General features: G+C 58.9%; 9 protein-coding genes and 2 pseudogenes. 7 read left to right on the top strand and 4 right to left on the bottom strand.

From position 1 onward, the window contains the following. Positions 1 to 66 precede the first annotated feature (66 nt). Together E3Z29_RS17745 and E3Z29_RS17740 are read left to right on the top strand one after the other, a co-directional pair. Complete coding sequence (locus tag E3Z29_RS17745) at positions 67 to 678, top strand: FMN-dependent NADH-azoreductase (protein ID WP_027612710.1); 612 nt, start codon at positions 67 to 69, stop codon at positions 676 to 678. Positions 679 to 916: 238 nt separating this feature from the next. Then, complete coding sequence (locus tag E3Z29_RS17740; protein ID WP_123586467.1) at positions 917 to 1,954, top strand: dienelactone hydrolase; 1,038 nt, start codon at positions 917 to 919, stop codon at positions 1,952 to 1,954. Between the two features lie 123 nt (positions 1,955 to 2,077). Here E3Z29_RS17740 and E3Z29_RS17735 read toward each other — a convergent pair. Next, positions 2,078 to 3,270 (bottom strand): annotated as a pseudogene (locus E3Z29_RS17735) (MFS transporter). A 275-nt stretch (positions 3,271 to 3,545) separates the two neighbouring features. Continuing rightward, a pseudogene (locus E3Z29_RS17730) lies at positions 3,546 to 5,134 on the bottom strand (ABC-F family ATPase). A 390-nt stretch (positions 5,135 to 5,524) separates the two neighbouring features. Here E3Z29_RS17730 and lpxO point away from each other — a divergent pair. Next, positions 5,525 to 6,424 carry a lipid A hydroxylase LpxO gene (lpxO, locus tag E3Z29_RS17725; protein WP_098968420.1) on the top strand — a complete coding sequence of 300 codons (900 nt, stop codon included), beginning with the start codon at positions 5,525 to 5,527 and terminating at the stop codon, positions 6,422 to 6,424. Between the two features lie 145 nt (positions 6,425 to 6,569). Here the strand turns inward: lpxO and E3Z29_RS17720 are convergent, their stop codons facing one another. Continuing rightward, positions 6,570 to 7,442, bottom strand: a complete 873-nt coding sequence (locus E3Z29_RS17720; protein ID WP_134786487.1) for a Ku protein — start codon at positions 7,440 to 7,442, stop codon at positions 6,570 to 6,572. A 189-nt stretch (positions 7,443 to 7,631) separates the two neighbouring features. Here E3Z29_RS17720 and E3Z29_RS17715 point away from each other — a divergent pair, with 189 nt between their 5' ends. Together E3Z29_RS17715 and E3Z29_RS17710 are read left to right on the top strand one after the other, a co-directional pair. Beyond that, complete coding sequence (locus E3Z29_RS17715; protein WP_098964134.1) at positions 7,632 to 7,973, top strand: hypothetical protein; 342 nt, start codon at positions 7,632 to 7,634, stop codon at positions 7,971 to 7,973. Positions 7,974 to 8,025: 52 nt separating this feature from the next. Next, positions 8,026 to 9,171, top strand: coding sequence for a PQQ-dependent sugar dehydrogenase (locus tag E3Z29_RS17710; protein ID WP_134786486.1), 1,146 nt, complete (start codon positions 8,026 to 8,028; stop codon positions 9,169 to 9,171). Positions 9,172 to 9,301: 130 nt separating this feature from the next. Here E3Z29_RS17710 and rimI read toward each other — a convergent pair whose 3' ends face one another. Beyond that, positions 9,302 to 10,420 carry a ribosomal protein S18-alanine N-acetyltransferase gene (gene rimI, locus E3Z29_RS17705; RefSeq protein WP_134786485.1) on the bottom strand — a complete coding sequence of 373 codons (1,119 nt, stop codon included), beginning with the start codon at positions 10,418 to 10,420 and terminating at the stop codon, positions 9,302 to 9,304. A 92-nt stretch (positions 10,421 to 10,512) separates the two neighbouring features. On the opposite strand from rimI, the gene E3Z29_RS17700 reads away from it, so the two are divergent. Further along, the gene (locus tag E3Z29_RS17700; RefSeq protein WP_096796561.1) at positions 10,513 to 12,087 is read left to right on the top strand and encodes a RimK family protein; all 1,575 of its coding nucleotides are present in this window, start codon (positions 10,513 to 10,515) and stop codon (positions 12,085 to 12,087) included. A gap of 7 nt (positions 12,088 to 12,094) precedes the next feature. Then, positions 12,095 to 13,018, top strand: a complete 924-nt coding sequence (locus E3Z29_RS17695; RefSeq protein ID WP_096796562.1) for a magnesium transporter CorA family protein — start codon at positions 12,095 to 12,097, stop codon at positions 13,016 to 13,018. The last annotated feature ends 30 nt before the right edge of the window (positions 13,019 to 13,048 follow it).

Genomic DNA, 13,048 nt, shown 5'->3' with positions numbered 1-13,048 from the left:
ATTGGTTTCTTCCGTAGGATTGTCTCCATTCCGTCGCCGCCGGCGATTCTTTACAGGAGATTCCACATGAAACTGCTGCACATCGATTCGAGCATTCTGGGCGACAACTCCGCTTCCCGTCAGCTGAGCAGCCAAGTCGTCAAAGCCTGGCAAGCCGCCGAGCCAACCGCCGTGGTCACCTACCGCGACCTGGCCGCCGACGCCATCAGCCACTTCTCGTCGACCACCCTGGTGGCCGCCGGTACCACCGCTGAACTGCGCGACGCCGCACAACAGCACGAAGCCGAGCTGAGCGCTTCGACCCTGGCTGAATTCATCGCTGCCGACGCCATCGTCATCGCCGCGCCGATGTACAACTTCACCGTACCGACCCAGCTCAAGGCCTGGATCGACCGCGTCGCCGTTGCCGGCCAGACTTTCCGCTACACCGAAGCCGGCCCTGAAGGCCTGTGCGGTGGCAAGAAAGTGGTGATCGTCTCCACCTCCGGCGGCATCCATGCCGGTCAGGCGAGCGGCATCGCTCACGAGGAATATCTGAAGCTGGTATTGGGCTTCCTCGGCATCACCGACATCGAAATCGTCCGTGCCGAAGGTCTGGCCTACGGTGATGAAGTGCGCAACAACGCGATGAGCGCTGCTCAGGCGAAGATCAGCGAGCAGTTGTTCGCCGCCGCGTAAGCATTGCGTAAAGACCAGCTGCCGTTCAGGTAGCCCCTCAAAAAACTCTGTATTCTGGTTCTGCAAGGGCCAGATGCGGAGTTTTTTGTTTCTGACTGTTGCATAATCTGGCCCGGGTTATGCAGTCAAACGATCAACGTCTGAGTGCACCGTTGCGCCGGATCTCCGAACCTCAGGGTTTGGGGCGTGTCGGAACACAAAGGATCTTTCGATTGAGTAACACAGGGTGGGCCATCCCATGATGCGTCTTTGTGCAACGTTACTGATTTGCCTGCTCGGCAGCCTCGGTTCAGTGCATGCCGCGCCCGGGCGACACCCTGTCTGGAGTGTCGGTTACCACGAAATGACATTCCTCGATCCGCTGGATCTGCAACCGATGCGCGCCATCGCCTTCTATCCTTCCAGCGACCGCGAACATAGCAGCCTGCTTGAGGGTTACACCGTCGAGGCCGGCGCTGACACCAAGGTGGCCATCGGTCGTTTTCCGATGCTGATGCTGTCTCACGGCAACACCGGAACGCCGCTGGCGCTGCATGACCTCGCCACCTCGCTGGCACGCAAGGGCTTTGTGGTGGTCGCGGTGATTCATCCCGGCGACAACTCCAAAGACCACAGCCGCCTCGGCACCCTGAGCAATCTGTATGGGCGGCCGATCCAGATTTCCGAAGCGATCACCGCGACCCTCGGCGACCCGATGCTCTCGCCGTTCGTCAACGCTGATCAGGTCGGGGTCATTGGTTATTCGGCCGGTGGCGAAACCGCGTTGATTCTCTCCGGCGCGCAGCCGGATCTGGATCGTCTGCGCCGCTACTGCCAGGAACGCCCGGACGACCATGATGCCTGCAACACCCAGGGTGAACTGATCGTCGACCGCGACGATTTGCAGCCAGTGGCCGATCCGCGTGTGCATGCGCTGCTGTTGATGGCACCGCTAAGCCTGAAATTCGGCCGTAGCACCCTGGCGGATGTGCATGTGCCGGTGCTGCTGTACAGCGGCGATGGCGACAAACTGGTGGCCTTCGACAAAAACGCCGCGGCTCTGGCGCGCAAACTGCCAACCGCACCGGACTTCAAATTACTGGCCGGGGCAGGGCACTTCGTATTCATGGCGCCGTGCAACGAAGAGCAGATCCGCGCCATGCCGGCGTTGTGCACCGACGCCGACGGCGTGGATCGCGAAGACATTCACCGCAACCTGATCTCCGAGGCCGGGCAGTTCTTCTCGCGCACGCTGGGCAAGCCGAGCCGGGCGGGGATGCAGACCGCGGATCAATAAACGACTCAATCTCCCCTGTGAGAGCGGGCTTGCTCGCGAATGCGATAGATCAGTCACTCTATATTTTGACTGACCCACCGCCTTCGCGAGCAAGCCCGCTCCCACAGTGATTTGTACGTAATTTCAGGATGTCGAGTGGTGCTTGAGTACCAAGGTCAACCCCAGCCCGATCACTGACAACAGCGCCGCACTGAAAAAAATCCACGCATACCCCAGATTCAACGCCACTGCGCCCATCAACGGCCCGGCAATCGCCAGCGCCAGATCAAAGAACACCGCATAAGCCCCCAACCCCGAGCCACGGCTGGAGCTGGGCACCTGCTTGATCGCCTCGACCCCCAGCGCCGCCGGATACACCAGCGACAAGCCAAATCCCGCCAGTCCCGCGCCGATCAGGGCGAACGCGGTAGAGGGCGCCAGCCATAGCAACACACCAGGCCGACGGTCTCGATGCTCATGCAGGCGATCGCCGAATTGAAACCGCCAAAGCGGCTGATCGCCGAAATGAACAGCAGCCGCGACAGGATGAAACATACACCGAATACCGTCAGGCAATACGCCGCGCCGCTCCAGCCACGGTTGAGGTAATAAAGGGTGATGAAGGTGGTCAGCGTGCCGTAACCGATCGACGCCAGAGTCAAACTGGCCCCATACGGTGCAATCCGCCCGAACACCGCCCAAAAAGGCAGCCGTTCGCCGCGTACCACCGGCACCGAAGGCTTATTGCGGATCAACACCAAGGCCCCGGCGGCCAATATCGACAGAGCGATGCCCAGGCTGGCAAAGCCGTAATCGGCGACCATGACCACGCCCAGTGGCGCGCCAATCGCTATTGCGCCATAGGAGGCAATACCGTTCCAGCCGATCGACCTCGCCGTGTGTTCGACGCCGACCTGGCCCATGCACCAACTGATGGTACCGACGCCGATCAGGCCCTGTGCGACGCCGAGCAGCAGTCGACCGATGATCAGAATGATCAGGCTCGGCATCGGGAAGTCCTGCAACAGCGTCGAGATCAGCGTCAGCAGCCCGCTGAGCACAATCCCCGACAAGCCAAAAACAATCGCCCGTTTGGTACCCAGCGTATCCGACATGCGTCCGGCCATCGGCCGACTGAGCAGGGTGGCCAGATACTGCGAGCCGATGACCAGCCCGGCAATAATGGCGCTGAAACCCAGCTGCTCATGCACATAACCGGGCAGCACCGCGATCGGCAGGCCGATGCACAGGAAGGCGACAAAGGTGTAGAACACGATGGAGACGATCTGCAGGGTGATCGCCAGGGAGCTTTGCGGAGGCGGTTGCTGCGCAGACATGTGGACTCGTTCGCGGGCGGCGGTGGGAGAGTCGGCATCATGGCTGGGTGCTGGAATAAAAGGAAGCAGGCTAACTATTTTTCCTGGCTATTCCGATTGTTGCTGGTGGCCTCATCGCGAGCAGGCTCACTCCTACAGGAGGGGGCGCATTTCAAATGTAGGAGTGAGCCTGCTCGCGATGGTGTTGGTGCCCGCATAAATATTGGCTCCGAAATGCAAAAAGCCCTGTCACACCGACAGGGCTTTCGCTTGAAGCTGGAGGCTCGTAGCTGCTCTTAGAACACCACACCCTGACTACGCAGGTAGTCATCGTAAGTGCCGCTGAAGTCAGTCACGCCGTTGGCGCTCAGCTCGATGATGCGCGTCGCCAGGGACGATACGAACTCACGGTCGTGACTGACAAAGATCAGCGTGCCCGGGTAGTTTTCCAGCGCCAGGTTCAGCGCCTCGATCGATTCCATGTCCAAGTGGTTGGTCGGTTCGTCCATGATCAGCACGTTCGGCTTTTGCAGGATCAGCTTGCCGAACAGCATGCGACCTTGCTCACCACCGGAAATCACTTTGACCGACTTGAGGGATCTCGTCGTTGGAGAACAGCATGCGGCCCAGAGTGCCGCGAATCATCTGCTCGCCCTGAGTCCACTGACCCATCCAGTCGAACAGCGTCACGTCGTCTTCGAAGTCGTGCGCATGGTCCTGAGCGTAGTAGCCCAGTTCCGCGGCGTCGGTCCACTTGACGCTACCGGCATCCGGGGTCAGTTCGTTGACCAGGGTACGCAGCAGGGGTGGTTTTGCCGATACCGTTCGGGCCGATGATCGCTACGCGCTCGCCGGCTTCAACCTGGAAGCTGAAGTCTTTGAACAGTGGCTTGCCGTCGAAGCCTTTGGCCATTTTTTCGACCATGACCGCCTGACGGTGCAGCTTTTTGTTCTGCTCGAAGCGGATGAACGGGCTCACGCGGCTGGAAGGCTTGACCTCGGCCAGCTGGATCTTGTCGATCGCCTTGGCGCGGGAAGTGGCCTGTTTGGCTTTCGAGGCGTTGGCCGAGAAGCGGCTGACGAACGATTGCAGCTCGGAAATCTGCGCTTTCTTCTTGGCGTTGTCCGACAGCAGTTGCTCGCGGGACTGGGTCGCCACGGTCATGTACTCGTCGTAGTTGCCCGGGAACAGGCGCAGCTCGCCGTAATCCAGGTCAGCCATGTGCGTGCACACGCTGTTCAGGAAGTGACGGTCGTGAGAGATGATGATCATCAGGCTGTTACGCTGGGTCAGAACGTTTTCCAGCCAGCGAATGGTGTTGATGTCCAGGTGGTTGGTCGGTTCGTCGAGCAACAGCACTTCCGGATCGGAGAACAGCGCCTGCGCCAGCAATACGCGCAGTTTCCAGCCTGGCGAGACTTCGCTCATCGGGCCGAAATGCTGTTCCAGCGGAATACCCAGACCCAGCAGCAGTTCACCAGCGCGGGATTCTGCGGTGTAGCCGTCCATCTCGGCGAACTCGGTTTCCAGCTCGGCCACAGCCATGCCGTCTTCTTCGCTCATTTCCGCCAGCGAGTAGATGCGATCGCGCTCGGCCTTGACCTTCCACAGCTCTTCGTGACCCATGATCACAGTATCGATCACGGTGAATTCTTCGTAGGCGAACTGGTCCTGGCGCAATTTACCCAGACGGACGTTCGGCTCGAGCATGACCTGACCGCCGGACGGATCGAGGTCGCCGCCGAGGATTTTCATGAAGGTCGACTTGCCGCAACCGTTGGCGCCGATCAGGCCGTAGCGGTTACCCGCGCCGAATTTGACCGAAACGTTTTCGAAGAGCGGCTTGGCGCCGAACTGCATCGTGATGTTAGCTGTAGAAATCAAAGGTTTTTCCTGCGAAGCATTCTGAGTAGCGAGGGTGCGGCTGGAGCGCTTGGCCCGAGTCAAAGTGCGCTGAAGCGGGACAGTCCCGTCATCAACCAAGGGGGGCGCGTAAAGTTTGGCGGCGATTGTACTGGTCTGGCTCTTTAAACGATAGGGCGATGACGTCGCGCCTGCTGTTTGGCAGATTCAGCGGACAGTTTTTCACAGATCAGGTTCACTATTGGTTACAAAGTATGGCTAAAATGCCATCCGATTACCCAATAGCCGTTAACGGCATGGGCTCAAGGAAGTGCCACCGGGATAGTATTTGTATTCATGCCACTGCATCAGACCCTGGGCCTCCGGCCGGCAGGCGCGCAGTTTGTTCACTTTTGACGTGTGACGATTTCCGTGAAACTCATCATTGCCGCTATTTATGTCATTTCGATTGCATACGTTCACCTTCGTGGACGTGTGCGTCACAAACTGGGCCGTCAACTGAGCGATCACTCGACGTTTCTGGCCCCGATCAACTGCTTCCTTTACCTGTTTTCGAAGAAGCCGAACAAACCGTATCTCGATCCGTCCGAGTTTCCGGACCTGAGCCCGTTGCAGGCGCATTGGGAAGAAATTCGCCAGGAAGGGCAGAACCTGCTGCGCGCCGGTGAGATCAAGCGCTCGAATCAGTACGATGACGTCGGTTTCAATTCGTTCTTCAAAAGTGGATGGAAGCGTTTCTACTTGAAATGGTACGGCGAGAGCCATCCGTCGGCGATGAAGCTGTGCCCGCGCACCACTGAGCTGGTGCAGAGCATCGGTTCGATCAAGGCGGCGATGTTCGCCGAGCTGCCACCTGGGTCGAAACTGGTTCGCCACCGTGACCCGTATGCCGGTTCGTACCGCTACCACCTGGGTCTCGATACGCCGAATGATGCCGGTTGCTACATCAATGTCGACGGCGAGAGCTACCACTGGCGCGACGGTGAAGCGGTGATGTTTGATGAGACTTACATCCACTACGCCGAAAACACCACCGACAAGAACCGCATCATCCTGTTCTGCGACATCGAGCGCCCGATGAAATATCGCTGGGCGGCGGCGTTCAACAGCTGGTTCAGCCGTACCGTGATGTCCGCGGCCGGTGCGCCGAATGACGCCGGTGACCGCACCGGTGGGATCAATCGCCTGTTTACCAAAATCTACAAGGTTCGCCTGCGTGGTAAAGAGCTGAAAAAGCGTAATCGTGCGCGTTACTACATGGAGAAGTGGGCGATTTTCGGCGGTTTGCTGGCGATCTTCATTTTGATCTGACCGGTGTATCGCGCCTGTTTATGCCATCGCCAGCAGGCTGGCTCCTACAGTGGAATGTGAGTTCAGGAAAGAACGCATTTCAACTGTGGGAGCGATGAGTCTCTCAAAGCCAACCTGTCAGCTTCCTGACAGGAACCGCATCTGATTACGCCCCCGAGGCCTTTTTGGTCTTTCTCGCCGGGGCTGCCTTACTGGCAGGCTTTTCTTTTGCCTTCGCTTTGGCCGGCGCTTTACCGCCCAGGCTACGTTTAAGCAACTCGGTCAAGTCGATAACATCCGCAGACTTGCGCTCCTCCTCGCCACCCACGGTCTCGACATCCTCGATCTTGCCTTCGTGGGCCTTTTTCTCGACCAGGGCCATGATCTTGTCTTCAAACTCGTCCTTGTAGTCCTCCGGGCTCCAGTCGCCGCTCATGTCCTGCACCAGACGTTTAGCCATGTCCAACTCGCCCTTGGCCAGTTGCGGTTTGGTCACTTCGCTGCCCAGCTCCAGCTCATCAAGGCCGCGGACTTCCTGCGGCCAGCGCAGTTTGACCAGCACCAATGCCGATTCCAGTGGCATCAGTGCCGCCAGATATTGCCGAGTGTGCAGGACGACACGGGCGAGGGCGACCTTGTTGGTTTTGCTCAATGTTTCACGCAGCAACGCGTAGACCTTGCCGCCGCGTTTGTCCGGGGCCAGGTAATAAGGCGTATCGATGTTTTGCAGCGGGATCTGCTCGGCATCGACGAAGGAGAAAATGTCGATGGTCTGTGTCGACACCGGGTGCGCCGAGCGGATCTCTTCCTCGCTGAGCACTACGTAGCGACCTTTTTCATAGGCCACACCTTTGACGATGTGCTCCTTGGTGACTTCCTTGCCGGTGACCTTGTTTACCCGTTTATAACCCACCGGATCCATGCTGCGGCTGTCGAGCCAGTCAAAGTCCACGCCGTGCGAAGAGGTTGCCGACACCAGCGCGACAGGGATGTGTACCAGTCCGAAACTGATCGCGCCTTTCCAGATTGCCCGAGCCATGGTGAGTTCTCCAAGTGATGATCAGGTGACCTGTGGCGCAGTGCGAAAGTTTCCGGCATTTGCGTGGCGCGCGGCGTTGCCGGTCAAGCCGTGTTACATCTTGTTTAAGGGCAACGGGTTAACAAATCCGAACCCGGGGCGTAGCGTGGACTCGAAGGCTCTATCACCTGTGCACCGCGAGGCCACCCCATGAAACGACTACTGCCAGGCATTATCGTTCTGCTCCTTGGGGCCGGTCTGGCGCATGCCGACGTCGCGGCACCGTCCGCGCCGCTATTGCTGGCGCAAAGTCCCACCGGCACCAACAACAATCCCTACAACAGCCCGATCCGCCGGGCCAATCCCAACAGCATGCAGGGCACGCAGCCCAGCGCGCCGGCGATTCGCGGGCCGAATACCGTGCCGACGCCCAGTACGCCCACCGTTGGTAACGGCGGGATTGGCAATGGTCAGCAGCAACGCTCGGTGCCGAGTACGCCGCCCAGATTCATCCCCAACCCACCGCCACGCGATGGAGACAGCAACCGTTGAACGGCGGGACTGCGTCCCTGTCAGCCTTTGAAATGAACAAAAGGAATCGTGCATGTTGCGTAAAACCCTTCTAGCCACGCTGTGCGCCAGCGCGCTGATCAGCGCTCCAGCTTTCGCCGCTGCTCCACAAGAGTTGCAAAGCGAGCAGGGCACCCTTGAAGTCACCACGGTCACCCAAGGCCTTCAGCACCCTTGGGCGCTGGCGTTTCTGCCAGATCGTCAGGGCATGCTGGTGACCGAGCGCCCGGGAACCCTGCGGCTGATTACAGCCGACGGCAAGCGTTCCGAGCCCATCAGTGGCGTGCCGAAGGTCTGGGCCAAGGGCCAGGGCGGTTTGCTCGACGTGGTGCTGTCGCCGGACTTCAAACAGGATCGACTGGTCTATCTGTCCTACGCCGAGGGCGGTGGTGCCGGGGACAAGGCCGGTACGGCGGTGGGGCGTGGGCGGCTGTCGGATGACCTGAAGACGATCAGCGATTTCAAGGTGATCTTCCGTCAGGAGCCGAAACTCTCGACCGGCAACCACTTCGGCTCACGACTGGTGTTCGACCGCGACGGTTATCTGTTCATCACCCTGGGCGAAAACAACGACCGACCGACCGCGCAGGATCTCGACAAGCTGCAGGGCAAGGTCGTGCGGATCTTCCCCGACGGCAAGGTGCCGGATGACAACCCGTTCGTGGGCCAATCCGGTGTGCGTCCGGAAATCTGGTCGTACGGCCAGCGCAACCCGCAGGGCGCGGCGCTCAATCCGTGGAATGGCACTATCTGGGAAAACGAACACGGCCCCCGTGGCGGCGATGAGGTGAACATCATTGAGCGCGGCAAGAACTACGGTTGGCCGCTGGCGACCCACGGCATCAACTATTCGCTGCAACCGATCCCGGAAGCCAAGGGCAAGAGTGTCGAGGGTGCGGTTGATCCGCACCATGTCTGGGAGAAGTCCCCCGGTGTCAGCGGGATGGCGTTCTATGACGCTGACCGCTTCAAGCCTTGGCAGCAGAATCTGTTTATCGGCGCGCTGGTCAGTCAGGAGCTGATTCGTTTGCAGTTTGACGGGGACAAGGTGGTGCACGAGGAACGGCTGCTGGGTGAGCTGAAACAGCGGATTCGTGATGTGCGGCAGGGGCCGGATGGCTATCTGTATGTGCTGACGGATGAGGAAGAGGGTTCTTTATACAAGGTCGGCCTGAAGTAACTTCACTTCAAATTTTCACAGATGTCCTGTGGCGAGGGAGCTTGCTCCCGTTGGGTTGCGCAGCAGCCCCAAAATCTTGTGAGCGCTACGCACTCATGCGGGAGCAAGCTCCCTCGCCACAAAAAAATCTCTAGAGCGTAACGATAGTTGGCGTAGCGCGGGCATACAAAACCACCGCCGCGCGCAATTTGCCACGCCCAAACCGGCTCATCTTCTCAAACTCGCCATGGCTGACCGGCACATGCTGGCAGTCCATCGGCTGACGATGCTGGCTGTGATCGACATCCGGATCGTGCAGATACACAAAGTCTTCATCGCAGTCGGTCACCATGACCCAATGCGGTGATTTGGAGCGGGTCAGGCGATAGCTGCTGATCAGCACCAGAGGCTGTCCGCCAGCCTGTAACAACTTCGGCAAATCCAGGTGGGTGCCAATCTGCCGATCGATGTCGGTTTCGTGCATTTGCGCAGTGAACTCCTCGTGCACCAGGCGCATGACGTCTTTTTTATGCTCATCGCGCACGCCATCGAGGAACAATGGCCCGGCCATACTCAGCTGCAAACGCACCTTAAAACCCCGTCGCCAGGCCGCCAGTGCCAAGCCCTGGGGGCTGCAGCCACCATGGCCGGAGGTCATGAACACCGTGGTCGCTTCACGCCAGATCTGCAATTCCTCACGCCGCTCCAGCAAGCGCTCAGGTTGCAGCGCGCCCATGGCCATCAGCAGGCAAGCCGGGCCACAGGTGAACTCAGTGGTTTGCGGGTAATAGGGCACCTTGATGTTGCGCGAATCACGGTGCTGAACAATGCGCTTTTCCAGACGCAACGCATCGGCGTGGTCTTCGTAGTAATCGTGAATCAACGCAAAGCGTCGGTAGCCGTTGCGCTCGTAAAGCGCGATGGCGGTGGGGTTGTCGATACGCACTTCCAGGCGCAGGTATGCGCAGTCATGCTCGACGGCGCAGGCCTCGATACGTTGCAGCAACTGTTTGCCCAATCCGCTGCCGCGAGCTTCCCCGGCAATGGCGATCGAGTACAGGCGCGCCAGCGAGGTGCCGCGATGAAACAGCACCAGTGCGTAGCCGAGCAATCGACCGTCGATCTCGGCGACCATTAGCTGCGCATGGGCGCGGGTGATCATCCATTGAAAGCTGCGGCTGGTGAGCCGGTCGGTGGTGAAACATTGCATTTCCAGGGCCAGCAACGCTGGCAGATCTTCAACTACCGCCAAACGAAAAACAGCACTCATATGACCACCGTAAAAGTTGCGTAACGAAACGGGACTTTCGAAAAACTTCGTGCTTAATAGAAATGGTCTTGTTCTCCAACGGATCAATCTCTATGTCAGCGGTACAGGGTCATTGGCGCGAAGTATCCGAGCAAAGTTTGCCGGCGGCAACTTTTTTAAATCCAGCCATCAGAACTTCCAGTCAAGTGTTGATTATCGTCGAACGCAAGGAAGACTGGGCCTCGTACTTTCCCAGCGAGGACATCGTCACGGCTCAGGAATATCTTGAGCAAACCCGTGACAGCGAGCCGGGCAAGCGGGTGCAGGTGATCAATCTGTGCCGCAGCTACAAGTACCTGGGCCACGGTTACTACTGCTCGCTGCTGGCTGAAGCCCGCGGCCACAAGGTGATTCCATCGGTACGTACCATCAGCGAGCTGACCAAAAAATCGCTTTACGGTCTGGCACTGGACGATCTCGATAAAACCCTGGAAAAGGCCCTCAGTCATCATCTCTACAGCGATACCGAAGGTTTTACTCTGACACTTTACTTCGGCAAGACGCATATCGAGCCGCTGCAGGATCTGGCTCGACAGTTATTCGAAGTGTTTCCTTGTCCGATCCTGTTAGTTGAGTTTCGGCGAACTAACGGTTGGCACATCGAAGGCATAAAGTCCGGCGCGCTGCACAAGTTGCGCGACGATCAGGAAGATCAGTTCGCCAATGCGCTGGACGGCTTCAGCCGTAAAGTCTGGCGGGCGCCACGCTCGCCACAAGTGGCGCGTTACGACCTGGCGATCCTGCACGATCCGCAGGAAGCCTTGCCGCCATCCAACGCCAAGGCGCTGGAAAACTTCGTGCGGGTCGGCAAACGCATGGGCATCGACGTCGAACTGATCGAGCGCAGGGATTATGCGCGGATCGCCGAGTACGACGGCTTGCTGATCCGCGAGACCACCAGCGTCGACAACCACACCTATCGCTTTGCAAAAAAAGCCGAAAGCGAAGGGCTGGTGGTCATGGATGATCCGACGTCGATCCTGCGCTGCACCAACAAGGTGTATCTGACCGACCTGCTCAACAGCCACCAACTGGGCATGCCCGCCACCGAAATTCTCTACAAGGAACGACCGGAAGACTTCGAGCGGGTCGGCGAACGCCTCGGTTTTCCGCTGGTGCTGAAGATTCCCGACGGCTGTTTTTCTCGCGGAGTGATCAAGGTCGAAAGCCAGCAGGCGTTGCTCGAAGCCACCGCCGAACTGTTCGAGCACTCGGTGTTGCTGCTGGCTCAGGAGTTTTTCTACACCGAGTACGACTGGCGCATCGGCGTGCTCAATCGCAAACCGATCTTCGCCTGCCAGTACTTCATGTCCAAGGGCCACTGGCAAATCTACAACCACAAAGCCAAGGGCCAGGACATCAACGGCGAGTGCCGCACCCTGGCGGTCCATGAGGCGCCGCGAGCGGTGGTGGAACTGGCGGTCAAGACCGCCAACCTGATCGGCGATGGCCTCTACGGGGTGGACCTGAAACAGGCCGGCGACAAAGTGGTAGTAATCGAGGTCAACGACAACCCCAACCTCGATGCCGGTATCGAAGACGCCTACTTGCAGGACGATCTGTATTCACTGGTGCTGGAGGAGTTCGTGCGACGGCTGGAGCTCAAACGTCGCGGCCAGGCCTGGTGACGCGCCGATGATCAGCAGTTTCGCATTGAGTCATGGCGCGTTGCAGCGGGTCGAGCGGCTGGACGCCGAGGTGATGCTGTTCAGCAATCCCGATGCGGCCGAGCGCGATTTGCTGCACAGCCACTACAAGGTCGACGAACACGCGTTGGCCTCGGCGCTGGACCCGGACGAGGTCTCGCGAATCGAGTTTCACCCCGATCACTTGTTCCTGATCTGGAAACGTCCGGAAAACTATTCCGGCGGTGGCAGCCTGGCGTTTGAGGTGTCGTCCTGCGGCCTGCTGTTCGCGCCCGGGCAACTGCTGGTGATCGCCACCGACGACACGCCGCTGCACGGCATCGGCACGCGCCAGCCGCTCAATGCACCGCTGGATGTGCTGCTCGATTTGCTGTTCAACAACATCCATCACTACCTCGGCCATCTGAAGGTGATCAAACTGGTGGCCCGCGAGCTTCAACAGAAATTCAACGCCTCGATGCAGAACCAGCATCTGGTGCAGATGTTCAACCTCAGCGAAAGCCTGATCTATTACATAAATGCTCTGCACAGCAACGGCGCGGTGCTGACGCGGCTGCGCAATCACGCGGAAAAACAGCATTTCGGCAGTGAAGCGATCGGGCTGATCGACGACCTGATCATCGAGAATAACCAGTGCTACAAGCAGGCGGAGATCTACTCCACGGTGTTCTCGGGGCTGATCGATGCGCGCGGCAATCTGATGAACAACAGCATGAACAACCTGCTGCGCAAACTGACGTTGATCAACGTGGTGTTTCTACCGTTGAACCTGATTGCGAGCATTGGCGGGATGTCGGAGTTCAGCATGATGACGGCGGGCACGCCGTGGTGGATTTCCTACCCGGTGTTTCTGCTGGTGATGTTGCTCGGGGCGGGGGGGATGTTGTTGGGGTTGCGGCGGTTGGCCAAGTGATCTGTTGTGACTTGGCCGACGCCTTCGCGA

The sequence above is a fragment of the Pseudomonas sp. S150 genome (genome assembly GCF_004526365.1).
In the GTDB taxonomy this organism is placed as follows: domain Bacteria; phylum Pseudomonadota; class Gammaproteobacteria; order Pseudomonadales; family Pseudomonadaceae; genus Aquipseudomonas; species Aquipseudomonas putida_A.
Note: the sequence above shows the minus strand (reverse complement) of the source record. Positions and strands in the feature narration are given on the sequence as shown.

Bases quoted from the DNA above. Each gene is read 5' to 3' on its own strand.
- E3Z29_RS17695 (WP_096796562.1), top strand. From the start codon at position 12,095: ATGATCAGCAGTTTCGCATTGAGTCATGGCGCGTTGCAGCGGGTCGAG.
- E3Z29_RS17715 (WP_098964134.1), top strand. From the start codon at position 7,632: ATGAAACGACTACTGCCAGGCATTATCGTTCTGCTCCTTGGGGCCGGT.
- rimI (WP_134786485.1), bottom strand. From the start codon at position 10,420: ATGAGTGCTGTTTTTCGTTTGGCGGTAGTTGAAGATCTGCCAGCGTTG.
- E3Z29_RS17710 (WP_134786486.1), top strand. From the start codon at position 8,026: ATGTTGCGTAAAACCCTTCTAGCCACGCTGTGCGCCAGCGCGCTGATC.
- E3Z29_RS17740 (WP_123586467.1), top strand. From the start codon at position 917: ATGATGCGTCTTTGTGCAACGTTACTGATTTGCCTGCTCGGCAGCCTC.
- E3Z29_RS17720 (WP_134786487.1), bottom strand. From the start codon at position 7,442: ATGGCTCGGGCAATCTGGAAAGGCGCGATCAGTTTCGGACTGGTACAC.
- E3Z29_RS17700 (WP_096796561.1), top strand. From the start codon at position 10,513: ATGTCAGCGGTACAGGGTCATTGGCGCGAAGTATCCGAGCAAAGTTTG.
- E3Z29_RS17745 (WP_027612710.1), top strand. From the start codon at position 67: ATGAAACTGCTGCACATCGATTCGAGCATTCTGGGCGACAACTCCGCT.